Origin of the sequence: Pseudomonas bharatica (assembly GCF_048586865.1) — a bacterium.
Taxonomy (GTDB): Bacteria; Pseudomonadota; Gammaproteobacteria; order Pseudomonadales; family Pseudomonadaceae; genus Aquipseudomonas; species Aquipseudomonas bharatica.
Genome location: NZ_JBMAWR010000013.1, coordinates 102979 through 126358, shown reverse-complemented (window position 1 = coordinate 126358; position 23380 = coordinate 102979). Strand labels below are relative to the sequence as shown.

The following is a 23380-nucleotide window of genomic DNA, read 5'->3' as shown; positions in this document are numbered from 1 at the left end:
TAAGCGCTCATTGATGCAAAGAGAGGTAACATAATAACGTCTCTCACCAGAACCGTCGCCGCCCATGCCCATTACCCCGCTGGCCAACCGCCCACACGACCATTCCCATTGCGTCCACACTGCCCTGGCCGAAGCCGATGCCCTGTGTGCCCGCCAGGGGCTGCGCCTGACCGCGTTGCGCCGGCGTGTGCTGGAACTGGTCTGGCAGAGCCATAAACCGCTGGGTGCCTATGACATCCTCGGCGTACTGAGCGAACAGGATGGCCGTCGCGCTGCGCCGCCAACCGTTTATCGGGCCCTCGATTTCCTTCTGGAAAACAGCCTGGTGCACCGCATCGCCTCGCTCAACGCCTTTATCGGCTGCAATCACCCGGAACATGCGCACCAGGGTCAATTCCTGATCTGCCGCGAGTGCCATGTCGCGATCGAGCTCGAGCAGGCGGCAATCAGCGACGCCATCGTCACCAGTGCCAAGGAGGTCGGTTTCAGCGTCGAGGCGCAGACCGTGGAAGTCGTCGGCATCTGCGCCAGTTGCCGGAGCGCCTGATGAGCAATGCCTTGATCCGCCTGCAGCAGGTGGGAGTGACCATCGCCGGGCAGAGCATCCTCGACAGCATCGACCTGACCGTCGACCCCGGGCAGATCGTCACCCTGATCGGCCCCAACGGCGCCGGCAAGACCACCCTCGTGCGCGCCGTCCTCGGCCTGCTCAAGCCAGATCGCGGCAGCGTCTGGCGCAAGCCGAAGCTGCGTATCGGCTACATGCCGCAGAAGCTTCAGGTGGACGCGACCCTGCCGCTCTCGGTTCTGCGCTTCCTGCGCCTAGTTCCGGGCGTAGACCGCACCGCCGCCTTGGCGGCCCTGGAGGAAGTCGGTGCCGAACAGGTGATCGACAGCCCGATCCAGAACATTTCCGGCGGCGAGATGCAGCGCGTGCTGCTGGCCCGCGCCTTGCTGCGCGAGCCCGAGCTGCTGGTGCTGGACGAACCGGTCCAGGGCGTCGACGTCGCCGGCCAGGCCGAGCTGTACAGCCTCATCACCCGCCTGCGCGACCGCCACCGTTGCGGCGTGCTGATGGTCTCCCACGACCTGCACCTGGTCATGAGCACCACCGACCAGGTGGTCTGCCTCAATCGTCACGTCTGCTGTTCCGGGCATCCGGAGCAGGTCAGCGGCGACCCGGCCTTCGTCGAGCTGTTCGGCAACAACGCGCCAAGCCTGGCGGTCTATCACCATCATCACGACCACAGCCACGACCTGCATGGTTCGGTGGTCACCCCGCATGTGCATGGAGAAAACTGCAAGCATGGCTGATTTCCTGCTCTACGCCCTGCTCGCAGGCCTGGCCCTGGCCGTGGTGGCCGGCCCCCTGGGTTCCTTCGTGGTCTGGCGGCGCATGGCCTATTTCGGTGACACCCTGTCCCATGCCGCACTGCTCGGCGTGGCCATGGGCTTCATGCTCGACATCAGCCCGGCGCTGGCGGTAACGGTCGGCTGCCTGCTGCTGGCGTTGCTCCTGGTTACCTTGCAGCAGCGCCAGCCGCTGGCCTCGGACACCCTGCTCGGTATCCTTGCCCCCAGCACCCTGTCCCTCGGCCTGGTGGCGTTGAGTTTCATGCGCGATGTGCGCATCGACCTGATGGGCTACCTGTTCGGCGACCTGCTGGCGATCAGCCCGGCCGATCTGGCCTGGATCCTCGGTGGCAGCGCAGCGGTGCTGTTGTTGATTGTGGCGCTGTGGCGGCCGCTGCTGGCGGTGACCGTGCATGAAGAGCTGGCCCGGGTCGAAGGCCTGCCGGTGGCCGGCCTGCGCCTGGCACTGATGCTGCTGATCGCGATCGTCATCGCCGTAGCCATGAAGATCGTCGGCGTGCTGCTGATCACGTCGTTGCTGATCATCCCCGCCGCCGCCGCGCAAAGACATGCACGCTCTCCGGAACAAATGGCCCTTGGCGCCAGTCTTATCGGGGTCGTCGCGGTCTGTGGCGGCCTGGCCATGTCCTGGTTCAAGGACACCCCCGCAGGGCCCTCGATCGTGGTCTGTGCCGCGGTGCTATTCTTGCTGAGCCTGGCCCTGCCCAAGCGCTGAATGCAACAGCGAACGCCGCCTGCGCGGTGGCGTCCGCCCCCATGCACCCCGCGAGCGCCAGCGAAGGAATGATGTTCCCGCCCACGGACTGGGTGTAGACTTGCTCGTTTTTCGCGCAAATAGAGAGTCGTAGGAATGAAGCCGTTCGCCTCCCGTTATCTGCTCCTTGCCGCGTTTTCCCTGATTCTGACCGCTTGCGCAGGCAAGCCGGTCGAAAGCGCCGCCGTGCCTGCCGCGCCGGATGCCTGGCAGCAATTGCAGCAGAGTATCGCCAGCAGTGAACTGGCCACCGCCGAGGACCAGCTGGCTGCGTTACAGGCCCAAGCGCCGGACGACAGCCGCCTCGAACAGTACCAGCGGCAATTGGCCGAGGCGTATCTGCAACGCAGCCAGATCGTCCTGCAGAAGGGTGATGTGAATGCTGCCGCCACCGCCCTGGCCCGCGCCCGTGCCTTGATGCCCAAGGCTCCGGCCCTGACCGGCGGCGTCAACGGTGCCATCGCCCAGGCGCGCAAGGCCGAGCTGGACCGTGCCGAAGCAGCGCTGAAAGCGGCCGAAGCCAAGCCGAAGGCCAAGGTGATCGACCCGACGGCGCCAAGCACCGTGATCGCCCTGGATATCCGGGATATCGGCAAGCTGCGTCGGCAGCTCGACGATATCGCCGACGATGTCGTCAACTACCAGTGCGAAGTGGTCTTCCAGGTGCCGCGCAAGGCCGATTATCCATGGCTGTCGACCCTGCTGGGCAAGCGGGTCAGCAAGCGTGATCCGTCCTTCGAGCTGCAGCAGCGCAGTGAGATTCACCGCAGCCAGCCGGCCCAGGTGGTCCTGACGCCGAAGCGCACCTACGAATAATCTGCGGACCTTGTGGGAGCGGGTTCACCCGCGATTGCGATGGTGGATCCACTACCGCAATCGCGGGTGAACCCGCTCCCACAAGGGGACGATGATCAGGCCGGAATGGCTTTAGCCGCAGCCTCCCGCTCCCACACCCGATGCTTGCCGATGGCCTGGGTGAACGCCTTGATCACCTTGGCATCATTCCCCGCCAGCAACCCGCTGTCTTCCTTGAGATTCAGGCTGTCGAACCAGGCTTTCGCCTCGGCATGCCCGGCCACCGGCTTGAGATGCTTGTAGGCCTCGAGGATGTAATGGACCGCCACACCATCCCCTTGCAGCGCGTCGATCACCGCCTTGCCACCCGCGACCCAGACCGCGTCGAATGCGATCGATGGCATGCCTTCCATCGACGCATCCACGGGCAAGGTCTTGCCATCGGCGGTTTTCACCGGCGCTGAAGTCGGCCCCAGCACCTTGATCTGCACGCTCTCGGCTTCCAGGGCCTTGGTCAGCTTGTCGGCCAGCCCGGCATCGACGCCATCCGCCACCAGCAGCGCCACCTTGCGCCCCTTGATGCTTTCGCCAAGGTGATTCATCTGGCTCAGCGCCGGCGAAGCCTTCAACGACGGTTCCGGCACATCCACCGTCCCGGCCTTCGGTGCCGGGAGGCCAAGCTTGGCCGCCACCTTTGCAGCCAGGTCCAGGTCGATATTGGCCAGGATCTCGTTCACTTCCCGGGCCCGGATGTGCTCACGCTCGACCTTGCCCAGCTCGAAGCTGTAGGCATTGACGATGTGCTCCTGCTCGTTCGGGCTCATGCTGCGATAGAACAACCGCGCCTGGGAGAAGTGGTCGCCGAAGGATTCGCTGCGCTGGCGGATCTTGTGCGCGTCGATGCGCTCCTGGTAAGACTCGAACCCGCCGTCCTGCGCCGCTGGCGGTGTTTCCTTGGGCCAGCCACCGTCGATGGAGTTGGGCTCGTAGGCCGCGCGCCCCTTGTCGATGCGCACACGGTGCATGGCGTCGCGCTGGCCATTGTGGTTCGGTGCGATGGGCCGGTTGATCGGGATTTCATGGAAGTTCGGCCCGCCCAGGCGGCTGATCTGGGTGTCGGTGTAGGAGAACAGGCGACCCTGTAGCAACGGGTCGTTGGTGAAGTCGATACCCGGCACGATATGCCCGGGGCAGAAGGCGATCTGCTCGACTTCGGCGAAGAAATTGTCCGGGTTGCGGTTGAGCACCATCTTGCCCAGCGGCGTCACCGGCACCAGTTCCTCGGGAATGATCTTGGTCGGGTCGAGCAGGTCGAAGTCGAACTTGTGCTCGTCGGCCTCGGGGACGATCTGCACGCCCAGTTCCCATTCCGGATAGTTGCCGGTCTCGATCGCTTCCCACAGATCGCGACGGTGATAGTCGGTGTCCTTGCCGGCGAGCTTCTGCGCTTCGTCCCAGAGCAACGAGAGCACGCCCTGCTTGGGTTTCCAGTGGAACTTGACGAAGCTGGCCACGCCTTCGGCGTTGATCAGGCGGAAGGTGTGCACGCCGAAACCTTCCATGGTCCGCAGGCTTTTCGGGATCGCGCGGTCGGACATGGCCCAGATCACCATGTGCGCCGATTCGGGTACCAGCGAGACGAAGTCCCAGAAGGTGTCGTGGGCGCTGCCGCCGGTGGGGATCTCGTTATGGGGCTCGGGTTTTACCGCATGCACGAAATCGGGAAACTTGATCGCATCCTGGATGAAGAACACCGGCATGTTGTTGCCGACCAGGTCGAAGTTGCCTTCGTCGGTGAAGAACTTCACGGCGAAGCCGCGCACGTCACGCACCGTATCGCCCGAGCCACGCGGCCCCTGCACGGTGGAGAAACGCACGAAGACCGGGGTGATTTTCTCCGGATCCTGGAGGAAGCCGGCCTTGGTCAGTTCCGCGTGGTTGCCGTAGGACTGGAAGTAGCCGTGCGCCCCGGTACCGCGGGCATGAACGATGCGCTCCGGAATCCGCTCATGGTCAAAATGCGTGATTTTCTCGCGCATGATGAAGTCTTCCAGCAACGACGGGCCGCGCGGGCCGGCCTTGAGCGTGTTCTGGTTGTCGGCGATCTTCACGCCCTGGTTGGTACGCAGGGCCTGGCCGGTGGCGTCGCTGCGCACGGTTTCCAGGCTTTGCAACTTGGCATTGGTATTGGCGCGGTCCGGGGTGTCGGTTCCGGCAAGCTGGCTTTCCCGTGGCGCATCGTTCTTGCTAGGCATGGCTGGCGGTCCTCATCAGTTCCATCGCGGGGATGCCCGTTGGCGGGCTGTTTTGCTAGTGACCGGGGCCGCTTGGCTGGCGTTCCATCGGATTGACCACTGATCGCGTTATGCCTGCAGCAATGGACGATGACGAAATAAATGCTAAGAACCTCTAAACGAACAGGCTAAAATGCGCGACCGGCTAACCGCTGACCCCATTCCCATGCGCCCCACAAGGTTCGCTACGTGATCGAGTTCCAACAAGTCCACAAGACCTACCGCGTCGCCGGTAGGGACATTCCCGCGCTGCACCCCACGAGCCTGAGCATCGACAACGGCCAGGTGTTCGGCCTGATCGGCCACTCCGGTGCCGGCAAAAGCACCCTGCTGCGCCTGATCAACCGCCTGGAAGCGCCAAGCGGTGGCAAGATCATCGTCGATGGCGAGGACGTCACCGCCTTCGATGCCAACCAGCTGCGCGGCTTCCGCCAGCAGGTCGGGATGATCTTCCAGCACTTCAACCTGCTGGCCTCCAAGACCGTCGCCGATAACGTCGGCCTGCCGCTGACCCTGGCCGGCGAACTGTCGCGCAAGGAGATCGACGCCCGCGTCGCCGAACTGCTGCAACGCGTCGGTCTGTCCGAGCATGCGAAGAAGTACCCGGCGCAACTGTCCGGCGGGCAGAAGCAGCGCGTCGGCATCGCCCGTGCCCTTTCGACCCGGCCGAAGATCCTGCTGTGCGACGAGGCCACCAGCGCCCTCGACCCGCAGACCACCGCCTCCGTCCTGCAACTGCTGGCCGAGATCAACCGCGAGCTGAAGCTGACCATCGTCCTGATCACCCATGAAATGGACGTGATCCGCCGGGTCTGCGACCAGGTCGCGGTGATGGACGCCGGGCAGATCGTCGAGCAGGGCCCGGTTGCCGATGTCTTCCTGCATCCCAAGCACCCGACCACCCGGCGCTTCGTCCAGGAAGACGAGCAGGTGGATGAAGCCGAACAGCGCGACGACTTCGCCCACGTCCCGGGGCGCATCGTGCGCCTGACCTTCCAGGGCGACGCCACCTACGCGCCGCTGCTGGGCACCGTGGCCCGCGAGACGGGCGTCGACTACAGCATCCTGGCCGGCCGCATCGACCGCATCAAGGACACTCCATACGGGCAACTGACCCTGGCCGTCACCGGCGGCGACATGGAAGCGGCCTTCGCCCGCTTCACCGCGGCTGACGTTCATATGGAGGTATTGCGCTGATGGACGCCCTGAATTTCTTCGCCAACGTGGACTGGTCCGAGATCTGGCTGGCCACCGGCGACACCTTCATCATGCTGTTCGGTTCGCTGTTCTTCACCGTGCTGCTGGGCCTGCCCCTGGGCGTTTTGCTGTTCATGTTCGGCCCGCGGCAGATGTTCGAGCAGAAGGGCATCTACGCCGTGCTGTCGCTGGTGGTGAACATCCTCCGCTCGCTGCCGTTCATCATCCTGCTGATCGTGATGATCCCGGTCACGGTGCTGATCACCGGCACCTCGCTGGGCGTCGCCGGGGCCATTCCGCCGCTGGTGGTGGGGGCCACGCCATTCTTCGCGCGCCTGGTGGAAACCGCGCTGCGCGAGGTGGATCGCGGCATCATCGAGGCCACCCAGTCCATGGGCGCGACCACCCGGCAGATCATCATGAATGCGCTGCTGCCGGAGGCGCGGCCGGGCATCTTCGCCGCGATCACCGTCACCGCCATCACCCTGGTGTCCTACACCGCCATGGCCGGCGTGGTGGGCGCAGGCGGTTTGGGTGACCTGGCGATCCGCTTCGGCTACCAGCGCTTCCAGACCGACGTGATGATCGTCACCGTGGTCCTGCTGCTGATCCTGGTTCAAGTTCTGCAGAGCATTGGCGACAAACTGGTCGTCCATTTTTCCCGTAAGTAAAGGGTCGGCGTGACCGACACATCGGGGGCCGAGCGGCTCCCTCAAGGAGTGATGCAATGAAAAAGCTGTTCGCTGCCGTCGCCGCGTTCGCGGCCCTTTCCACCACTGCCGCCAACGCCGCGGAAACCCTGAGCGTCGCCGCCACCGCGGTGCCGCACGCGGAGATCCTCGAATTCGTCAAGCCGACCCTGGCCAAGGAAGGCGTGGACCTGAAAGTGAAGGTCTTCACCGACTACATCCAGCCCAACGTACAGGTCGCCGAAGGCCGCCTGGACGCCAACTTCTTCCAGCACCAGCCGTACCTGGATGAGTTCAACAAGGGCAAGGGCACCAACCTGGTGAGCGTTGCCGGCGTGCACATCGAGCCGCTGGGCGCCTACTCCACCAAGTTCAAGAAGCTGGACGAGCTGCCGTCGGGCGCCAACGTGGTGATCCCGAACGACGCCACCAACGGCGGCCGTGCCCTGTTGCTGCTGCAGAAGGCTGGCCTGATCAAGCTCAAGGACGCCTCGAACATCCTGTCGACGCCGAAGGACATCGCCGAAAACCCGAAAAACCTGAAGATCCGCGAACTGGAAGCCGCCACCCTGCCGCGCGTGCTGACCCAGGTCGACCTGGCGCTGATCAACACCAACTACGCGCTGGAAGCCAAGCTGAATCCTGAGAAGGATGCCCTGGTCATCGAAGGTGCCGACTCGCCTTACGTGAACATCCTGGTGGCTCGTCCGAACGACAAGGACTCCGATGCCATCAAGAAGCTGGTCGGTGCCCTGCACTCGCCTGAGGTGAAGCAGTTCATCCAGGAGAAATACAAGGGCGCGGTGATTCCGGCGTTCTGATAGTTCTCTATCGCTCTTGAGGGCCTCATCGCTGGCAAGCCAGCTCCCACAACCTGTGGGAGCTGGCTTGCCAGCGATGAGGCCCCCAAATCCCCCACCTCAATCCCGCTTCACCAACCCCGGCAATTGCGCCACCAGCTTCTGGTTGTTGAACGGCGCCCGAATGAACCCCCGCTGCGCCCCATCCGGTCCGATCAGGGCCAGGTTGCCGCTGTGATCCACGGTATACCCCGGCTTGCTGGTATCGGCCGGAATGAACGGGATACTCAGGGCATTGGCCAGCTTCTGCGTCGCCTCCAGCGAGCCGGTCAGGCCGCGGAAATCCTTGTCGAAATAGCCCAGGTATTGCTTGAGCTGGGCCGGTGTATCACGGTTCGGATCGACGCTGACCAGCACCACCTGCAACCGCTCCAGCGCCTCCTTCGGCAGCTCGCTCTTCACCTGGCGCAACTGCGCCAGCGTAGTCGGGCAGATATCCGGGCAGAAGGTATAGCCGAAGAACACCAGCGACCACTTGCCCTTCAACTGATCGACCCGCACCGGCTGGCCGTTCTCGTCGCTCATTTCCAGCTCCGGCACTGCACGGCTTTGCGGCAGCAGGATGATGCCGGCATCGATCAGTTCGGTCGGGTTGCCCTGGCCACGGCCGTTGAGCACCTTGTTGATGGTCAGCCCGAGAATCAACGCGACGAGGGCGACGAGGATAAAGACGGTTTTCTGGGTTCGAGTCATAGATTCAACAACAGGTAATGGTCTACGAGCAGCGCGATGAAGAGCAGGAACAGGTACCAGACAGAGTACTTGAAGGTCTTGATCGCAGCGTGCGGCCGAACGCCACGGTACAACACCCAGGCCCACTGCAGGAAGCGCAGCCCCAGCAGCACGGCGCAGGCAAGGTAGAGCGGCCCGCTCATATGGATGGCGAACGGCAGCAGGCTCACCGCAAGCAATACGCAGGTGTAGAGCAGGATGTGCACCTTGGTGTAGTGCTCGCCGTGGGTGACCGGCAGCATCGGGATATCCGCCTTGGCGTACTCGGCCTTGCGGTGGATGGCCAGGGCCCAGAAATGCGGCGGGGTCCAGGCAAAGATGATCAGCACCAGCAGCAGCGGTTCGGCGCTCAGATGACCGCTGACCGCCACCCAGCCAAGCAGCGGCGGGGCCGCACCAGCCAGGCCGCCGATCACGATATTCTGCGGCGTGGCGCGCTTGAGAAAGCCGGTGTAGATCACCGCATAGCCGAGCAGCGAGGCCAGGGTCAGCCACGCGGTGAGCGAGTTGGTGAAGGTCAGCAGCAGCACCATGCCGAGCACCGCCAGCAACAGCGCGAACAGCAGCGCCGGCACCGGAGCGACCCGGCCCTCGGCCAGCGGCCGCTTGTGGGTACGGGCCATCAGCGCATCGATGCGCCGATCCACCACATGGTTGACCGCCGCCGCCGCCCCGGCACACAGGCCGATGCCGAGGTTGCCGAACAGCAGCACCGTCCAGGGTACGCCCGCCCGGGTAGCGAGGAACATGCCGACCAGCGAGGTTATCAGCATCAACACCACCACCTTGGGCTTGGTCAACTCAAGGTAGTCGCGCCAGCCGGTGTCGAGCTGACGTTCACTCAGGTGCGTTGCCATGGATTGCCTCCCAGGTAGTGAAAGTCACCGGCCAGGCGCAACGGCGTGAGCCGCCAGCCGGGACTGACCCTGCGTGCCCGTGGCTGCAGGGCCGGACGGGTGCGGTAGTTGACCAGCACCATGGTCAACAGGAGACCGGCGCCACCGGCGTTGTGTGCTACGGCCACGACCAGTGGCAGGTGGAACAGCACGTTGCTGATACCCAGGCCGACCTGCAGGAACAACGCCGCCACTACCAGTTTCGCCAGCCGCCGCAACCCGACCCGGTGCAGTTGCCAGGCCAGGGCCAGCAGTACGCAGGTCACCAGCAGCGCGCCGAGGCGGTGGGTGATATGGATGGCGGTGCGCGCCTCGCTGTCGAGCTGGCCGCCGAGGTAGTTGGGGCCGATATGCTGGGTCAGGTGGAAGCCGTTGGCGAAGTCCGCCTGCGGCCACCATTCACCGTGGCAGGTAGGCAGGTCGATGCAGGCCACCGCCGCGTAGTTGGCGCTGACCCAGCCGCCCAGGGCGATCTGCCCGATCACCAGCATCAGCGCCACGGCCGCCAGCCGGCGCACCCTGCGCGGCAGCCCGGGCAGCGGCATATAGGCCCGGGACAGGCGCAGGCTGAGCAGGAACAGCAGGCTCAAGGTCGCGAACCCGCCCAACAGGTGCGCCGTGACCACCTGCGGCCACAGTTGCAAGGTCACCGTCCACATGCCGAAGGCGGCTTGCAGGAACACCACACCGAGCACCAGCAACGGCAGGCGGTAGGGTTGCCCGTCGCGCCCGTGCCGGCGCAGCGCCTGCACCGCCAGCATGGCGATCACCAGGGCCAGGGTGCCGGCGAAGTAGCGGTGGACCATCTCGTTGCGGCCCTTGTGGGCTTCGACCGGCGAATCGGGGAAATGCAGTTCGGCATGGGCCAGTTGCGCCTCGGTCTTGGGCACGCTGATAAAGCCGTAGCAACCGGGCCAGTCGGGGCAACCAAGGCCGGCGTGGGTCAGGCGGGTATAGGCACCGAGCAGCACCACCAGCAGCGCCAGTCCGGTGGCGAATACGGCAAGGCGATATCCGGGACGGGTCATGGCGGGCTCCTAGCCGATATTGGACAGTTTGAGCAGGTGGCGCAGGTCGTTGAGCACATCCTTGCCCTTGACCTTCGCGTCGTAACGCAGCACCAGGTTGCCGTGGGGATCGACGATCCACAGTTGCGCCTCGCTACGGTTCGGCGCGACCGCGCCATAGCGAGCGGCATCCAGCGGATAGCGCTGGAGCTGCGGGTATTCGCTCTCCAGCCGGGACAGGTAGGCGCCGCTCACCGGCTCTCCGCTGGCCAGGGCATGACCGGCGCGGCTGGCATCGCGGCCCAGGCCGATATTGATCTGCCGGGCCAGGTAGACCAGTTGCTGGCAATCGACATTGCAGTCCTTCGGCGCACTCACCAGCAGTTGCCAGCGCTCGGCCGGAGCCTGCACGCCTAGGTCGGCCAGCCCCAGGCCGTTGCCGATCATCTCGCCGTGATAGCTGCGCCCCTCCGGCACCCAGAACTGCAATTTGTACATGCCGGTGGCGAGTATCATCGGCCCGATCACCACCAGCAGGATCAGGATCAGTTGCAGGCGGCCCTTGGCACGATTCCTTGGTGGCCTGCCCTCAGACATGTCGAGTGGACCCGTGGCGACGCCCATGAGGTTTCTCCTTTTTATTGTGTCGATGCCAACCGAAGTAGAGGTAAAGCGCGATCAGGGCCGTGGCCAGGGCAAACCATTGCACGGCGTAGCCCAGGTGTTTTTCCGGGCCCAGGGGCACCAGGGGCCAGTCCACCCGGTAACTGGCCGGCCCCGGCTCCAGGCGCAGTTCGTGGGGGTAGCCGGCGCGGGCCAGTTGTTGCCACAGGTGCGCCGGCTCGGCGCTGTTGAGCAGGCGCGGGAAGTCGCCGTCAGGCGCATCGGCGCGCAGCAGGAAGCTGGCGCCCGGCGCGATATAGACCCAGGCCGTCAGGTCGAGTGTGTGTGCCGGGGTGTCGAAGCTCGCCGGTACCCGCCGGTCCGGCCATGGCAACCAGCCGCGATTGACCAGCCACCAATGCCCGCTGGACTCATCGAGGAAAGGTTGCAACAGCTCCACGCCGGCCTTGCCGTCGCGCATGCGGCTATCGAGGAGAATGCTGTGCTGGCCGTCGAAATGGCCATGCAGATGGACGCGGCGGTAGGCCGGATCAGCCTGGTCCTCCAGCAATTGCCCGGCTGGTACGGGCGCCTCGACCTCGCGCTCTGCATACACATTCAGCAGCGCACGCTTCTGCTCGGCGCGACCGAGCTGCCAGAACCCCAGGCCGACCAGCACCGGCAGCAACGCCAGCACCACCAGGGTCGGCACCAGGCCGGGACGAAAGGCGCTCATCGAGCCCCCATGAAGGCTGCCGCTATACTCGAATGCATCACGTCCCCCGGAGATGTCGCCATGCTCAAAGCCGCGATCGTTGTGATGTTGCTGGCTACCATCGCCAGCCTCTTCAGCGGCCTGGTGTTCCTGGTCAAGGACGACGAGAACTCCACCCGCCTGCTCAAGGCCCTGACCGTCCGTGTCTGCCTGGCCGCCGTGACCCTGGGCCTGATCACCTGGGGCTTCGTCAGCGGCCAACTGGTGTCGCACGCCCCTTGGTGATTCCTCCCTTCACAGCACGTAGACGAAGATGAACAGCCCCACCCAGACCACATCGACGAAGTGCCAGTACCAACTGGCCGCCTCGAAGCCGAAGTGCTTGTCCGGGTTGAAATGGCCCCTCAACACTCTCATCAACATCACGAACAGGATCAGGGTGCCCATGGTCACGTGGGCACCGTGGAAGCCCGTGAGCATGAAGAAGGTCGCACCGTAGATCCCGGAGCCGAGGGTCAGGCCAAGCTTGGTGTAGGCCTCGTGGTACTCGTAGGCCTGCAGGACGAGGAAGGCGATGCCCAGGACCACGGTCAGCGCCAGCCAGAATTTCAGCGGGCCACGATGGTCCTTGCGCAGGGCATGGTGGGCGATGGTGATGGTCACGCTGGAGCTGACCAGCAGGATGGTGTTGATCAGCGGCAGGTGCCATGGATCGATCACTTCCCTGGGCGGCGGGAACAGCTTCGGATCCGGCGTATGCAGCAGCGGCCAGGTGAACTCGAAGTTCGGCCAGAGCATGTGCGCCACGCCCTTGGCCCCTTCGCCGCCAAGCCACGGCCCCGACATGTGCCGCACATAGAACAGCGCGCCGAAGAAGGCGATGAAGAACATCACCTCGGAAAAGATGAACCACGACATCCCCCAGCGGAACGAGCGGTCCATCTGCGGGCTGTACAGGCCGGCACGGCTTTCCTTGATCACCGCGCCGAACCAGCCGAACAGCATGTACGCGAGGAACAGCGCACCGACGAAGAAGATCAGCGGCCCGTGGCTATCGCGCCCGGCCTTCATGTCGTTGAACCAGGTGGCGAGGCCGAACACCGTGATGAACATGCCGATGGTGGCAATGATCGGCCACTTGCTTTGCGCCGGGACGTAGTAGTGATCGTGAGAGGCCATGGATTGTTCTCCTTATCGGGCGCTCTGCGGGTTCGCGTGGGTCACCTGGGCGACCGGCGGCTGGCGAGCGGTGATATCGAACAGCGTGTAGGCAAGGGTCAGGTGTTTCACATCCTTGGGCAGGTCGCGGTCAACGATGAACCGCACCGGCATCTGGATGCGCTCACCCGGCTGCAGCACCTGCTGGCTAAAGCAGAAGCACTCGGTCTTGTGGAAATACGCCGCCGCTTCGGCCGGGGAAATGCTCGGGATGGCCTGGGCAGTCATGGGTTTGTCGGTGGGGTTGTGGGCGACGAAGATCATCTGGTTCACCGCCCCCGGGTTGACGTCGATCTGGTCGGCGGTGGAGTAGAAGTCCCAGACCATGTCGATGGCGTTGGTCGAGAGGAACTGCACCTTCACCGAACGCGCCGGGTCCACCTGTTGCGTACCCTGGTATTGCCCGCCGGTCTTGCCGTTGATGCCGAAGGCCCGGCACATCACGTCGTAGATTGGCACCAGGGCGAAGCCGAAGGCGAACATCACCACCGCCAGCAGCAGCAGGCGGCTGACCAGGCGCTTGATCGAGATGCCCTCGCTCATGACCGCAGCCCTCCTTCATTTCACTTCCGGCGGCGTCTGGAAGGTGTGGTAGGGCGCCGGCGACGGAATCGTCCACTCCAGGCCATCGGCGCCATCCCACGGCTTGGCCGGCGCCGGCTCGCCGCCGCGGATGCACTTGATGACGATGAACAGGAACAGCAACTGGGTGGTGCCGAACATGAAGGCGCCGATCGAGCTGATCATGTTGAAGTCGGCGAACTGCAGGTTGTAGTCCGGGATCCGCCGCGGCATGCCGGCGAGGCCGACGAAGTGCATCGGGAAGAACGCCAGGTTCATGCCGACGAACGACAGCCAGAAATGCAGCTTGCCGAGGGTTTCGTCGTACATGTGCCCGGTCCACTTGGGCAGCCAGTAATAGGCCGAGGCGAAGATGCCGAAGATTGCCCCGGGCACCAGCACGTAGTGGAAGTGGGCGACCACGAAGTAGGTGTCGTGGTACTGGAAGTCCGCCGGGGCGATGGCCAGCATCAACCCGGAGAACCCGCCGATGGTGAACAGAATGACGAAGGCGATGGCGAACAGCATCGGCGTCTCGAAGGTCAGCGAGCCTTCCCACATGGTGCTCACCCAGTTGAACACCTTCACCCCGGTGGGCACGGCGATCAGCATGGTGGCGTACATGAAGAACAGCTCGCCCACCACCGGGATACCGACCACGAACATGTGGTGCGCCCAGACAATGAACGACAGGAAGGCGATCGCCCCGGTGGCGTAGACCATCGAGGTGTAGCCGAACAGCGGCTTGCGCGAGAACGCCGGGATGATCGAGCTGACCGCGCCGAAGGCCGGCAGGATCATGATGTACACCTCGGGATGCCCGAAGAACCAGAACACATGCTGGAACAGCACCGGGTCACCGCCACCGGCGGCACTGAAGAAGCTGGTACCGAAGTGGATATCCATCAGCATCATGGTCACCACCCCGGCCAGCACCGGCATCACCGCGATCAGCAGGAACGCGGTGATCAGCCAGGTCCAGACGAACAGCGGCATCTTCATCAGGGTCATGCCGGGGGCGCGCAGGTTGAGGATGGTGGCGATCACGTTGATCGCGCCCATGATCGAACTGATGCCCATCAGGTGAATCGCGAAGATGAAGAAGGTCACGCTTTCCGGCGCGTAGGTGGTCGACAGCGGTGCGTAGAAGGTCCAGCCGAAGTTCGGTCCGCCGCCGGGCATGAACAGGGTCGAGACCAGCAGGCCGAAGGCCGCCGGCAGCAACCAGAAGCTGAAGTTGTTCATCCGCGGCAGGGCCATGTCCGGGGCGCCGATCATCAGCGGGATCATCCAGTTGGCCAGGCCCACGAAGGCCGGCATCACCGCGCCGAAGACCATCACCAGGCCATGCATGGTAGTCATCTGGTTGAAGAATTCCGGCTGGACGATCTGCAGCCCGGGCTGGAACAGCTCGGCGCGGATCACCATGGCGAAGGAGCCGCCCAGCAGGAAGGCGCAGAAGGCGAACCACAGGTACATCGAGCCGATGTCCTTGTGGTTGGTCGTCAGCACCCAGCGCATCAGGCCCTTGGCCGGGCCGTGGGCATGGTCATGCCCGGCATGACCGTGGTCGTCGATCACTGTGCTCATGTCCTGTCTCCTCGGCTCATTTGCTTTCCGCCTGCTTGATCGCCAGCACGTCTTTCGGCGTGACCATGTCGCCCTTGTTGTTGCCCCAGGCGTTGCGTTCGTAGGTGACGACGGCGGCCAGATCGACTTCCGAGAGTTGCTTGCCGAACGCCGCCATGGCGGTGCCGGGCTTGCCGTGGAGCACCAGGTTCAAGTGATCTTCTTTCGGGCCGGTGGCGATCTTCGAGCCCTTGAGCGCCGGGAACATCGGCGGCAGGCCCTGGCCTTCGGCCTGGTGACAGGCGACGCAGGTGGTGTGGTAGACCTTGTCGCCGCGCTCGACCAGCTCTTCGAGTGTCCATTCCTTGCTGGTCAACTCCTTCAGCTTGGCCGCCTCGGCCTTGCGCTCGCCAAGCCAGGCGTCGTAGTCCTCCTTGGACTTGACCTCGACCACCACCGGCATGAAACCGTGGTCCTTGCCGCACAGCTCGGTGCATTGGCCACGGTAGATGCCGGGTTTCTCGACCCGGGTCCAGGCCTCGTTGACGAAGCCGGGAATGGCGTCGCGCTTGACCGCGAAGGCCGGTACCCACCAGGAGTGGATCACGTCGGCGGCGGTGACCAGGAAGCGCACCTTGGCACCCACCGGCAACACCAGCGGCTGATCGACTTCGAGGAGGTAGTGTTCGTCCTTGGGCGCCTTGCCGTGGATCTGCTCGGCAGGCGTCGCCAGGTTGCTGAAGAACTCGACGTCCTGGCCCAGGTATTTGTAGTGCCATTTCCACTGGTAACCGGTGACCTGGATATCCACGTCCGATTCGCTGGCATCGTAGATATCGATCAGCGTTTTGGTCGCCGGAATGGCCATGGCCACCAGGATCAGGAAGGGCACCACGGTCCACATGATTTCCACCCAGGTGTGCTCGTGGAAATGCGCGGGCTGCTGGCCGGTGGAACGACGGTGGATGATCATCGACCAGAACATCGCACCAAATACCACGAGGCCGATTACCACGCAGATCCAGAAGATGGTCATGTGCAGGTCGAACACGGCATTGCTGACTTCGGTCGCCCCCGGGGCCATGTTCACGGTCCAGGCGGCCTGCGCCGGAGCGATCGCCGACCACAGCAGCAGCCCCATCCAGGCGTGTGGATGTCGCTTCATTGCGGGTTCCCCTTATCGTTCTTGTTATCCCGGAGGCAGGGCCTACGGCAGGGGGCACGGCGTCAAGACTGCGGACTTCGACGGCGGCCCCCCGCTGCACTGCAGGCGGGGCCTCATCAGCCAGACTTCATTCAAACCGGAGTATAGACAGGGGTCGAAAGCGCGCAACGACGCGGCGGAAAAGGACTGGCGAGCCTTAAGCGATCAGCGCGAAATGCTGTAAGACATTGACTTATAAGGATGATGGCACAGTGATATAACGCAAGTAGACAAAAGTGCATAAGCGTTATGAGAAATACGTCTTAGGCGATAACAAAATAGGACTAATTTAGTGGTTTCCGTTTTGTCACTGGCTGTCCCTGGAGTTGTCATGAACATTGCCGCATTGCGCGAGCAGATCACTCAAGCACAAGAACACGAGGCCAAGACCGGCCAACTAAAATCCCAACTTGCAGTGCAATTGCCCCACCTTCACCCGCTGATCCAATTGCCCGAGCAGGATGCCCAGGGTGCGTTGAACCGTTTCGTCAACGCCTACATCGATCAGGTACCCGAGCTGCTGGAAGCCGCCAATACCGTTGCCCGCGAAGCCGGAATCGAATCGCAGATCAAACCGGTGCTGAAAATCGCCGAAGCGTATTTCATCACCCCACCGCAGATCATGACCGGGCATGTCGGCCTGGACAGCCTGCTGGACGAAGCCTACCTGGCGCACCGCCTGGTGGAAGAAGTCAACGACCTGTACATCAAGCATTTCCAGCAGCCGCTGATCCCCCTGGACACCACGGTTGCCAACCTGATTGCCCATCAACTCATCGGCGAGGAATTCGCCAACCAGCTGGATGAAGTGGTCCATCACTCCCTGGACAACATGCTCGACGACGAGAGCTTCGCCCTGGAATCGGTGGAAGCCTATCGCGAGAAGCTGAGCAGCCCTGAAACCGGCGCGGCGTGGAAACGCTGGCCTTGCCTGTCGCGGCAGCTGGGGGTGGGGTTGGAGCTGGGTCAGCAGCAACCCGCCTAGGAGCAGGCACGACGAACCCTGGGAGCGGGTCCACCCGCGATTGCGGTGGCGAATCCACTGGCGCAATCGCGGGTAAACCCGCTCCCACACAGTCTCCGCTAGCTCAATTACCAGTTGTAACTGAGCGTCCCCAGCACCGTCCGCTCTTCACCCCAGTAGCAACGCCCGGCATTGTTGCAACCGGCCACATACTCCTGGTCGAACAGGTTGCGTGCGTTCACTTCCGCCGACCAATGCGCATTCAGCTGATAGCCGACGGTCGCATCCACCAGGGTCACGTCACCGGTATCCAGCTTCCCGTACAGCGACGGGCTGGTGTAGGCGAAGGTGCTGTCGAAGTGGCGCACGCCCGCGCCCAGCTTCAACCCTTTCAACTGTCCGTCGAGGAAGCGGTAGGTTCCCCATACCGACGCCTGGTTGCGTGGTACGCCAGTCACCTGATGATCCTCCAGCAACGACCCCGGCACGTCCTTGGTCACCCTCGAGTCGGTGTAGGTGTAGGCCGCCGTCACGTTGATGTTGGCGGTAATGTCGCTGTTCAGTTCCAGTTCCACACCCTTGGCCCGGCTGCGTCCGACATTGCGGTAGTCGCCGGTGACACTGTCGTAGAGCGAGTCATCCTTTTTGCGCAGGTCGTAGACCGAGGCACTGACCAGGGTGTTCCAGCCCTTGGGCTCGTACTTCAATCCCACTTCGTACTGCTCGCTGAGGGTCGGGTCCAGCGGGCCGGACGCGCTCGACACCTGCTGGGTCGGGTTGTAGGCGGTGGAGTAGCTGACATAGGGCGAGACGCCGTTGTCGAACTGGTACATCAACCCGGTCTGCCAGGTGAACTGGCCGTCCCAGTAGTCGAGATCGGCCGGCGCATTGAGGGTGCCGCGACGGTTGCGGTACTCGCTGTTGACCCGGTCATAGCGCCCGCCGAGCAGCATGACCCAGTTGTCCAGGCGGGTCTGGATCTGGCTGTAGACGCCATACATGGTCTGTTCCAGCAGCGCGTCCTGCACCCGCGTCGACGTCACCGGATCGCCGGTATAGACCGGATCGAACACGTTCACCCGGCCACCGAAGCCGGCGTTCCAGTCCTGGTTGAACGAGGTACGGTCGAGGCTGGCACCGACCAGCAGGGTGTTCTCCAGCGCACCGAGGTCGAAGTGGCCCTCGACCTGGTTGTCCAGCGAGTAGGCGATGGACTTGTTGTAGCGGTCATAGGCGGTGTTGGTCACGGTGGTGCCGAAACCGCCATTGTCCAGGCTGCCCGGCCAGATCTCCTGGCGGTCGATGCGCGATTGCATGTAGCGCGAGTTCTGCCGGTACTGCCAGTCATCGTTGAACTGATGATGGAATTCGTAGCCGAGGGTCCAGACCTCCCGTTCGAAGTTATCCCAGTCCGGATTGCCCAGCAGGGCGTGCTTGCTGATCTTGCCATTGGGGTTGTGCAGCAGGGTGCCGGCAGCCGGATAGCCCAACTCCATCAGGGTGCGGTCGCGCTGGTAGGTGGCCAGCAGGGTCAGGTCGTTCTGTTCATCGAAGTTCAGGGTCAGGGACGGCGCGATGTAGATCCGGTCATCCGGCTGATGGTCGACCTGGGTCCCCGACTTGCGCCCGAGCAGCACCAGGCGGCCCAGCACATTGCCGTTGTCCGTCAGCGGTCCGGACACGTCGATGCCCAACTGGCGGCGCTCGTTGGAGCCGTAGCTCAGTTGCACCTCGCCGCGCGACTCGGCCGTGGGCCGCTTGCTGACCATATTGACGACACCACCCGGCGCGTTTTCGCCGTAGAGGATCGAAGTCGGGCCGCGGAACACTTCGATGCGCTCAAGGCCGTAAGGCTCGCTGGTGGTGTCGTAGCGGTTGCCCTGCACCCGCAGGCCGTCGCGCAGCAAGCCGTAGCCATAGTCGGTGGCGTTGAAGCCACGGATGAAGAACAGGTCGCCGGCGCCGCCGTCACCGGCCGCGAACGGCGGGGCGAAGATGCCCGGCACATAGCCGAGCACTTCGGTCAGGCTCTGGGACTGCTGGTCTTCCATGCGCTGGCGGGTAACCACCGACACCGAACGCGGGGTGTCGGCCAGGGCGGTGCTGGTCTTGCTCGCCGTGGCCGAATGGGTCGCGCGGTAGCCCTTGTCGTCCTGGCCGTAGCTGTCGGCCAGGCCCTGGGCGTTGATCGAGGTGGCGTCGAGCTGCACCGAGTCACCTTGCGGCGCCGGCTGCAGCACGTAGCCACTAGCACCCTGCGGTACGGCCACCAGCCCCGAGCCACCGAGCAACAGCAGCAGCGCCTGTTCGACGCTGTAGTCACCGTCCAGCCCGGCGCTGCGCTTGCCGGCCGCAAGGTTGTCGCTGCCCGCCAGGTAGATCCCGGCCTGGCTGCTGAAGTCATTGAGCACGGCGCTCAGGCTGCCGGCCGCGACATGGAAGGTCTGCACCCGGGTGCTGGCCTGGGCGGCCTGGACGGCGGCAGGCAGCAGGGCCAGCGGAGCGAAGGTGAGGAAAGTCATCGGCACGAGGGCCAATACGCAGGAGCGGGGCGACGACATGGCAGTCCCTGTTGTGTTCATGGGGTCAATGAGAGGGTTCTGCGGTTGAACCGGACGACGCGCAAAAAAGGGAACCACCCGCCGAAAAAACTCAGGCGGGCTCGACCGTTACCCACCAGTCGGTCAGGCGCTTGACCCGGATCGGCAGCGCCGCTTCCAGCAGACGCAGGGCGTGGTCGGTGTCATCGAGGGGGAAAGTGCCCATCACCGCGAGGCTGGCCAGCTCCGGATGCAGGCCGAGATGACCGCGGCGATAGCGACCCAGTGCATCGATCAGATCGGCCAGGGGCATGGCCTCGGCAGTCAGCCGGTTGCGAATCCAGGACTCGCCAGCGGCCTGGACCGGCGCAGCAGGCGAGATGGCCAACGCCGAGAAATCGACGCGCTGCCCAGCCTCGACCAGCGTGCGGCTGCCCGTACGGGTGAAGAGCTCGACCTGGCCCTGGTACACGCTGAGCCGGGCATTGCCCTCGGCGTAGCGCAGCGCGACGCGGACCGGCGTTGCCGCCATCCGCAACAGGCCGGCGCCGGTTTCCATCAGCAGCGGGCGGCGGTCCTGCACCGTCGAGTGCAGCAGGACCTCGCCGAAACGCAGGTCGAGCAGGCGCTGGCGGCCATCGAAGCGGGTATCGACCGCCGTTTGCGCACCCAGCCACAGGGTGCTGCCATCGGCCAGGGCGATCTTGCGGTTCTCGCCGGTGCCGGTATGCAGGTCGGCGGTCCAGCCATTGCGCGAGGCGGCCTGCCAGCCACCGAAGCCAGCCATCGAACCCAGCGCCAGCACCAGCATGGACTTCACCGTCTGCCGGCGACCCAGGCGTGCCGGATGTCGTTCGCGCAGTACCCGGCCAGCGCGCTCGCCTTCGCTGCGCAGCGGTGCGAAGCGCTCGCCGACGCGCTCCATATAGCGCCAGGCGGCCTGGTGTTCGGCATGCTGGTCAAGCCAGGACTGCCACTGTTCGCGAACGCCGTTCTGGTCGCCTTCTTCCAGTAGCCGCACATACCACTGGGCGGCATGTTCAAGGCTGGCGTGGCTGAGCTTTTCATGGGTTGCGCGCATCGCCTTACTCCACCAGCACGCCGTCGAGCTCGGCTTCGAGCACGGCACAATGCAGGAAGGCCTGGGCCATGTATTTCTTGACCATGCGCTCGCTGACCTCCAGCCGTTCGGCGATCACCCCGTAGGTGATGCCCTCGACCTGGGCCATCAGAAACGCCTCGCGAACCTTGGCAGGCAGGCGCATCAGCATGGCATCCACTTCCGCCAGGGTCTCGATCAGCAAGGCCGTATGCTCGGCGGAAGGCTGGACTGCCTCGGGCCGGGCCACCAGGCTCTCGCGCCAGGCCCTTTCCAGTTGGGCGCGGCGCCAGTGATCGATGCACAGGCCCTTGGCGATGGTCGCCAGGTAGGAGCGTTCGCCGGTCTGGTTGTCGAACTCGAGCGGCCGGCGCAGCACGCGCAGGAAGGTGTCATGCAGCAGATCCGCGGCATCCCAGCCATTGCCGAGGCGGCGACGCAGGAACAGCAGCAGCCAGGGGGAATGTTTAACGTAAAGGGTCTGGGCAGGGGAGGACATGGAGGATCCGCGCAGGAGGATGCAAATGGTATTGATTCTTGATAGTAGGTGAGTGATGGCACCGCCTGCAATGTGCGCGATCAGCAGGGCGGTGCCGTTGGTCGTCAGGTCGGGCTCAGGTACCGAGGCCCACCGTGGTCCTTACGCGTCCTTCGACACGCCGTTTCAGGCGACGCGACTCGATCACCAGCGACGAGCCGTTGCTGGCATTGGCCCGTCCCCAGTCTTCCAGCAGCTCGAGGCAGGCGTGGTCGATATAGCTCAGGTTGGCCAGTGGCACATGCAGGGTGGTCCCCGGCGGAATGCCATCCAGTGCCTGGGTCAGGGCCGGAACCTTGAGGAAGGTGGCGGCACCACTCAGGCGCAGCTCCATATGCCCCTCGCGTTCCAGGCTGGTGACGCTGATCTTCAGCCGCGCCGCCTTCAGCGCCAGCTTCACCAGGGTCAGGGCAAAGCCCAGCAGCACGCCGGTCAGCAGGTCGGTGAAGACGATGGCGAGCGCCGTGGCCGCATAGACGAACATCGGCATGCGTCCATAGCGGCCCAGGCCGCGAAACGCCTTCAGGTCCACCAGCTTGACCCCGGTGAATACCAGCACGCCGGCCAGGCTAGCCACTGGAATCTGCTGCAGCACGCTACCCAGCAGCACGACGAAGGCCAGCAGCCACAGGCCATGGAAGATCGCCGACAGGCGGGTCCTGGCACCGGCCTGGACGTTGGCCGAGCTGCGCACGATCACGCCGGTCATCGGCAATGCGCCGAGCACACCACAAATCATGTTGCCGACACCCTGCGCCGATAGTTCGCGGTCGAAATCCGAGCGCTGGCCACTGTGCATGCGGTCCACGGCCGCCGCGGAAAGCAGGGTCTCGGCACTGGCAATGAAGGCCAGGGCGAAGGCGGCGACCAGCAGGGCCGGATCGGCCAGGGCCATGAGGTCGGCCGGGCGCAGCCAGTCGATGGCTTCACTGAGGTTGGCCGGCACTTGCACGCGGTTCACGCCCAGATCCAGGCCGATGCTCAGCAGGGTCATCGCGCTCACACCGAGCAGGGCACCGGGAACGAAGCGCAAGGTTGTCGGCTTGAAGCGCTCCCAGCCCCACATCACCACGATGGTACCCAGCCCGATTGCCCCGGCCTGCCAGCCGTTGCCGGCAGACTCGAACGGCAGCGACGCACTCACCACGGCGGGGAAGCCGAGGAGGTTTTCCAGGCCTGACGGCAGCGGCGAGCTATCGAACATCACATGCACCTGGGACAACACGATCAACACACCGATACCCGCGAGCATGCCGTACACCACCGCCGGCGCCGTAACCCGGAACCAGCAGCCCAGGCGCAAGCGCCCGGCGAGCAATTGCAGCAATCCCGCCAGCAGCAGGATCGGCCCGAGCATCGCCATGCCGTGGGTCCGTACCAGTTCGAAGACCAGCACCGCCAACCCCGCCGCCGGACCGCTGACCTGCAGCGGCGAGCCGGCCAGCCAGCCCACCAGCAGACCGCCGACGATGCCGGTGATCAAGCCCTTGGCCGGCGGCATGCCAGAGGCGATGGCGATCCCCATGCACAGCGGCAGCGCCACCAGGAACACCACTACCGAAGCCAGCAGGTCCCGCGGCAGCGCCGCTTTGAAATGCGTCATGTTCATCCTGTTCTCCTTTTTCAGGCCATTCCTCTGGCCACTCTTTTACGCAGGCGTCGGGGCGCCGCCCGAATCGCGGGCAGCCGGAAACCGCCGACGCTGCGGCAAGGCATCAAAACGTTTTCAAAGGCAGCCGACGCCCGTCCACGGCGCCGCAGGCAGCGGGCC

General features: G+C 64.3%; 23 protein-coding genes. 9 read left to right on the top strand and 14 right to left on the bottom strand.

Going from position 1 to position 23380, the window contains the following annotated elements:
* Positions 1 to 64 precede the first annotated feature (64 nt).
* The 4 genes from zur (at position 65) to ACKLLE_RS16290 (ending at position 2944) form a co-directional block, all read left to right on the top strand.
* Positions 65 to 547, top strand: coding sequence for a zinc uptake transcriptional repressor Zur (gene zur, locus ACKLLE_RS16305; RefSeq protein WP_420058531.1), 483 nt, complete (start codon positions 65 to 67; stop codon positions 545 to 547).
* Complete coding sequence (gene znuC / locus ACKLLE_RS16300; protein ID WP_420058530.1) at positions 547 to 1314, top strand: zinc ABC transporter ATP-binding protein ZnuC; 768 nt, start codon at positions 547 to 549, stop codon at positions 1312 to 1314. Before zur ends, znuC begins: the two co-directional genes overlap by 1 nt.
* Complete coding sequence (gene znuB, locus ACKLLE_RS16295; RefSeq protein WP_064303918.1) at positions 1307 to 2089, top strand: zinc ABC transporter permease subunit ZnuB; 783 nt, start codon at positions 1307 to 1309, stop codon at positions 2087 to 2089. The genes znuC and znuB overlap by 8 nt, the downstream gene beginning before the upstream one ends.
* A 135-nt stretch (positions 2090 to 2224) precedes the next feature.
* A complete protein-coding gene (locus tag ACKLLE_RS16290; RefSeq protein WP_420058528.1) occupies positions 2225 to 2944 on the top strand; it encodes a PA5502 family lipoprotein in 720 nt (239 codons plus the stop codon).
* Between the two features lie 95 nt (positions 2945 to 3039).
* Here the strand turns inward: ACKLLE_RS16290 and katE are convergent, their stop codons facing one another.
* Positions 3040 to 5178 (bottom strand): catalase HPII, encoded by a 2139-nt coding sequence (gene katE / locus ACKLLE_RS16285; protein WP_420058527.1) that lies wholly within the window; start codon positions 5176 to 5178, stop codon positions 3040 to 3042.
* Positions 5179 to 5406: 228 nt separating this feature from the next.
* On the opposite strand from katE, the gene ACKLLE_RS16280 reads away from it, so the two are divergent.
* Genes ACKLLE_RS16280 through ACKLLE_RS16270 form a run of 3 tightly spaced genes read left to right on the top strand, consistent with a single transcriptional unit; the run spans position 5407 to position 7924 of the window.
* Complete coding sequence (locus ACKLLE_RS16280) at positions 5407 to 6414, top strand: methionine ABC transporter ATP-binding protein (RefSeq protein ID WP_064303921.1); 1008 nt, start codon at positions 5407 to 5409, stop codon at positions 6412 to 6414.
* On the top strand, positions 6414 to 7085 hold the full coding sequence (locus ACKLLE_RS16275) for a methionine ABC transporter permease (RefSeq protein ID WP_009401743.1): 672 nt from the start codon (positions 6414 to 6416) through the stop codon (positions 7083 to 7085). The genes ACKLLE_RS16280 and ACKLLE_RS16275 overlap by 1 nt, the downstream gene beginning before the upstream one ends.
* Positions 7086 to 7141: 56 nt before the next feature.
* Positions 7142 to 7924 (top strand): MetQ/NlpA family ABC transporter substrate-binding protein, encoded by a 783-nt coding sequence (locus ACKLLE_RS16270; RefSeq protein WP_064303922.1) that lies wholly within the window; start codon positions 7142 to 7144, stop codon positions 7922 to 7924.
* A 99-nt stretch (positions 7925 to 8023) separates the two neighbouring features.
* On the opposite strand, the gene ACKLLE_RS16265 is transcribed toward ACKLLE_RS16270, so the two are convergent.
* Genes ACKLLE_RS16265 through ACKLLE_RS16245 form a run of 5 tightly spaced genes read right to left on the bottom strand, consistent with a single transcriptional unit; the run spans position 8024 to position 11937 of the window.
* Positions 8024 to 8656, bottom strand: coding sequence for an SCO family protein (locus ACKLLE_RS16265; protein ID WP_064302115.1), 633 nt, complete (start codon positions 8654 to 8656; stop codon positions 8024 to 8026).
* On the bottom strand, positions 8653 to 9552 hold the full coding sequence (gene cyoE, locus ACKLLE_RS16260; RefSeq protein ID WP_420058526.1) for a heme o synthase: 900 nt from the start codon (positions 9550 to 9552) through the stop codon (positions 8653 to 8655). Before cyoE ends, ACKLLE_RS16265 begins: the two co-directional genes overlap by 4 nt.
* Complete coding sequence (locus ACKLLE_RS16255) at positions 9537 to 10619, bottom strand: COX15/CtaA family protein (protein WP_279899798.1); 1083 nt, start codon at positions 10617 to 10619, stop codon at positions 9537 to 9539. The genes cyoE and ACKLLE_RS16255 overlap by 16 nt, the downstream gene beginning before the upstream one ends.
* A gap of 9 nt (positions 10620 to 10628) precedes the next feature.
* Complete coding sequence (locus tag ACKLLE_RS16250) at positions 10629 to 11222, bottom strand: hypothetical protein (RefSeq protein WP_420058525.1); 594 nt, start codon at positions 11220 to 11222, stop codon at positions 10629 to 10631.
* Positions 11188 to 11937 carry an SURF1 family protein gene (locus ACKLLE_RS16245; RefSeq protein ID WP_420058524.1) on the bottom strand — a complete coding sequence of 250 codons (750 nt, stop codon included), beginning with the start codon at positions 11935 to 11937 and terminating at the stop codon, positions 11188 to 11190. Before ACKLLE_RS16245 ends, ACKLLE_RS16250 begins: the two co-directional genes overlap by 35 nt.
* Before the next feature lie 60 nt (positions 11938 to 11997).
* Here ACKLLE_RS16245 and ACKLLE_RS16240 point away from each other — a divergent pair, with 60 nt between their 5' ends.
* The gene (locus tag ACKLLE_RS16240; RefSeq protein ID WP_279899803.1) at positions 11998 to 12201 is read left to right on the top strand and encodes a twin transmembrane helix small protein; all 204 of its coding nucleotides are present in this window, start codon (positions 11998 to 12000) and stop codon (positions 12199 to 12201) included.
* 9 nt (positions 12202 to 12210) lie between these two features.
* Here the strand turns inward: ACKLLE_RS16240 and ACKLLE_RS16235 are convergent, their stop codons facing one another.
* From ACKLLE_RS16235 to coxB, 4 genes are read right to left on the bottom strand one after another with little or no spacing between them, the layout of a single operon-like run.
* Complete coding sequence (locus tag ACKLLE_RS16235) at positions 12211 to 13095, bottom strand: cytochrome c oxidase subunit 3 (protein WP_009401758.1); 885 nt, start codon at positions 13093 to 13095, stop codon at positions 12211 to 12213.
* A 12-nt stretch (positions 13096 to 13107) separates the two neighbouring features.
* Positions 13108 to 13677: a cytochrome c oxidase assembly protein gene (locus ACKLLE_RS16230; RefSeq protein ID WP_420058523.1), complete on the bottom strand. Its 570-nt coding sequence runs from the start codon at positions 13675 to 13677 to the stop codon at positions 13108 to 13110.
* A 15-nt stretch (positions 13678 to 13692) separates the two neighbouring features.
* Positions 13693 to 15285 (bottom strand): cytochrome c oxidase subunit I, encoded by a 1593-nt coding sequence (ctaD, locus tag ACKLLE_RS16225; protein ID WP_009401764.1) that lies wholly within the window; start codon positions 15283 to 15285, stop codon positions 13693 to 13695.
* A gap of 16 nt (positions 15286 to 15301) precedes the next feature.
* Entirely contained in the window at positions 15302 to 16429 is a 1128-nt protein-coding gene (gene coxB / locus ACKLLE_RS16220; RefSeq protein ID WP_420058522.1) for a cytochrome c oxidase subunit II, read from the bottom strand.
* 370 nt (positions 16430 to 16799) lie between these two features.
* On the opposite strand from coxB, the gene ACKLLE_RS16215 reads away from it, so the two are divergent.
* Entirely contained in the window at positions 16800 to 17453 is a 654-nt protein-coding gene (locus tag ACKLLE_RS16215) for a hypothetical protein (protein ID WP_009401767.1), read from the top strand.
* A gap of 107 nt (positions 17454 to 17560) precedes the next feature.
* Here ACKLLE_RS16215 and ACKLLE_RS16210 read toward each other — a convergent pair whose 3' ends face one another.
* From ACKLLE_RS16210 to ACKLLE_RS16195, 4 genes are all read right to left on the bottom strand, one after another.
* Positions 17561 to 19954, bottom strand: a complete 2394-nt coding sequence (locus tag ACKLLE_RS16210) for a TonB-dependent siderophore receptor (RefSeq protein ID WP_420058542.1) — start codon at positions 19952 to 19954, stop codon at positions 17561 to 17563.
* 130 nt (positions 19955 to 20084) lie between these two features.
* Positions 20085 to 21053 carry a FecR domain-containing protein gene (locus ACKLLE_RS16205; RefSeq protein WP_420058521.1) on the bottom strand — a complete coding sequence of 323 codons (969 nt, stop codon included), beginning with the start codon at positions 21051 to 21053 and terminating at the stop codon, positions 20085 to 20087.
* A 4-nt stretch (positions 21054 to 21057) separates the two neighbouring features.
* Positions 21058 to 21570, bottom strand: a complete 513-nt coding sequence (locus ACKLLE_RS16200; protein ID WP_009401772.1) for a sigma-70 family RNA polymerase sigma factor — start codon at positions 21568 to 21570, stop codon at positions 21058 to 21060.
* 115 nt (positions 21571 to 21685) lie between these two features.
* Positions 21686 to 23218: a SulP family inorganic anion transporter gene (locus tag ACKLLE_RS16195; RefSeq protein ID WP_420058520.1), complete on the bottom strand. Its 1533-nt coding sequence runs from the start codon at positions 23216 to 23218 to the stop codon at positions 21686 to 21688.
* Positions 23219 to 23380: the final 162 nt, after the last annotated feature.

What these genes read in the sequence shown, in the direction of transcription:
- ACKLLE_RS16255 (WP_279899798.1), bottom strand. Translation starts at nt 10,619, where the DNA reads ATGACCCGTCCCGGATATCGCCTTGCCGTATTCGCCACCGGACTGGCG.
- ACKLLE_RS16265 (WP_064302115.1), bottom strand. Translation starts at nt 8,656, where the DNA reads ATGACTCGAACCCAGAAAACCGTCTTTATCCTCGTCGCCCTCGTCGCG.
- ACKLLE_RS16205 (WP_420058521.1), bottom strand. Translation starts at nt 21,053, where the DNA reads ATGCGCGCAACCCATGAAAAGCTCAGCCACGCCAGCCTTGAACATGCC.
- ctaD (WP_009401764.1), bottom strand. Translation starts at nt 15,285, where the DNA reads ATGAGCACAGTGATCGACGACCACGGTCATGCCGGGCATGACCATGCC.
- ACKLLE_RS16200 (WP_009401772.1), bottom strand. Translation starts at nt 21,570, where the DNA reads ATGTCCTCCCCTGCCCAGACCCTTTACGTTAAACATTCCCCCTGGCTG.
- ACKLLE_RS16235 (WP_009401758.1), bottom strand. Translation starts at nt 13,095, where the DNA reads ATGGCCTCTCACGATCACTACTACGTCCCGGCGCAAAGCAAGTGGCCG.
- ACKLLE_RS16270 (WP_064303922.1), top strand. Translation starts at nt 7,142, where the DNA reads ATGAAAAAGCTGTTCGCTGCCGTCGCCGCGTTCGCGGCCCTTTCCACC.
- ACKLLE_RS16245 (WP_420058524.1), bottom strand. Translation starts at nt 11,937, where the DNA reads ATGAGCGCCTTTCGTCCCGGCCTGGTGCCGACCCTGGTGGTGCTGGCG.
- ACKLLE_RS16210 (WP_420058542.1), bottom strand. Translation starts at nt 19,954, where the DNA reads ATGACTTTCCTCACCTTCGCTCCGCTGGCCCTGCTGCCTGCCGCCGTC.
- ACKLLE_RS16230 (WP_420058523.1), bottom strand. Translation starts at nt 13,677, where the DNA reads ATGAGCGAGGGCATCTCGATCAAGCGCCTGGTCAGCCGCCTGCTGCTG.
- znuC (WP_420058530.1), top strand. Translation starts at nt 547, where the DNA reads ATGAGCAATGCCTTGATCCGCCTGCAGCAGGTGGGAGTGACCATCGCC.
- ACKLLE_RS16290 (WP_420058528.1), top strand. Translation starts at nt 2,225, where the DNA reads ATGAAGCCGTTCGCCTCCCGTTATCTGCTCCTTGCCGCGTTTTCCCTG.
- coxB (WP_420058522.1), bottom strand. Translation starts at nt 16,429, where the DNA reads ATGAAGCGACATCCACACGCCTGGATGGGGCTGCTGCTGTGGTCGGCG.
- katE (WP_420058527.1), bottom strand. Translation starts at nt 5,178, where the DNA reads ATGCCTAGCAAGAACGATGCGCCACGGGAAAGCCAGCTTGCCGGAACC.
- zur (WP_420058531.1), top strand. Translation starts at nt 65, where the DNA reads ATGCCCATTACCCCGCTGGCCAACCGCCCACACGACCATTCCCATTGC.
- ACKLLE_RS16275 (WP_009401743.1), top strand. Translation starts at nt 6,414, where the DNA reads ATGGACGCCCTGAATTTCTTCGCCAACGTGGACTGGTCCGAGATCTGG.
- ACKLLE_RS16215 (WP_009401767.1), top strand. Translation starts at nt 16,800, where the DNA reads ATGAACATTGCCGCATTGCGCGAGCAGATCACTCAAGCACAAGAACAC.
- ACKLLE_RS16250 (WP_420058525.1), bottom strand. Translation starts at nt 11,222, where the DNA reads ATGGGCGTCGCCACGGGTCCACTCGACATGTCTGAGGGCAGGCCACCA.
- ACKLLE_RS16195 (WP_420058520.1), bottom strand. Translation starts at nt 23,218, where the DNA reads ATGAACATGACGCATTTCAAAGCGGCGCTGCCGCGGGACCTGCTGGCT.
- znuB (WP_064303918.1), top strand. Translation starts at nt 1,307, where the DNA reads ATGGCTGATTTCCTGCTCTACGCCCTGCTCGCAGGCCTGGCCCTGGCC.
- cyoE (WP_420058526.1), bottom strand. Translation starts at nt 9,552, where the DNA reads ATGGCAACGCACCTGAGTGAACGTCAGCTCGACACCGGCTGGCGCGAC.
- ACKLLE_RS16240 (WP_279899803.1), top strand. Translation starts at nt 11,998, where the DNA reads ATGCTCAAAGCCGCGATCGTTGTGATGTTGCTGGCTACCATCGCCAGC.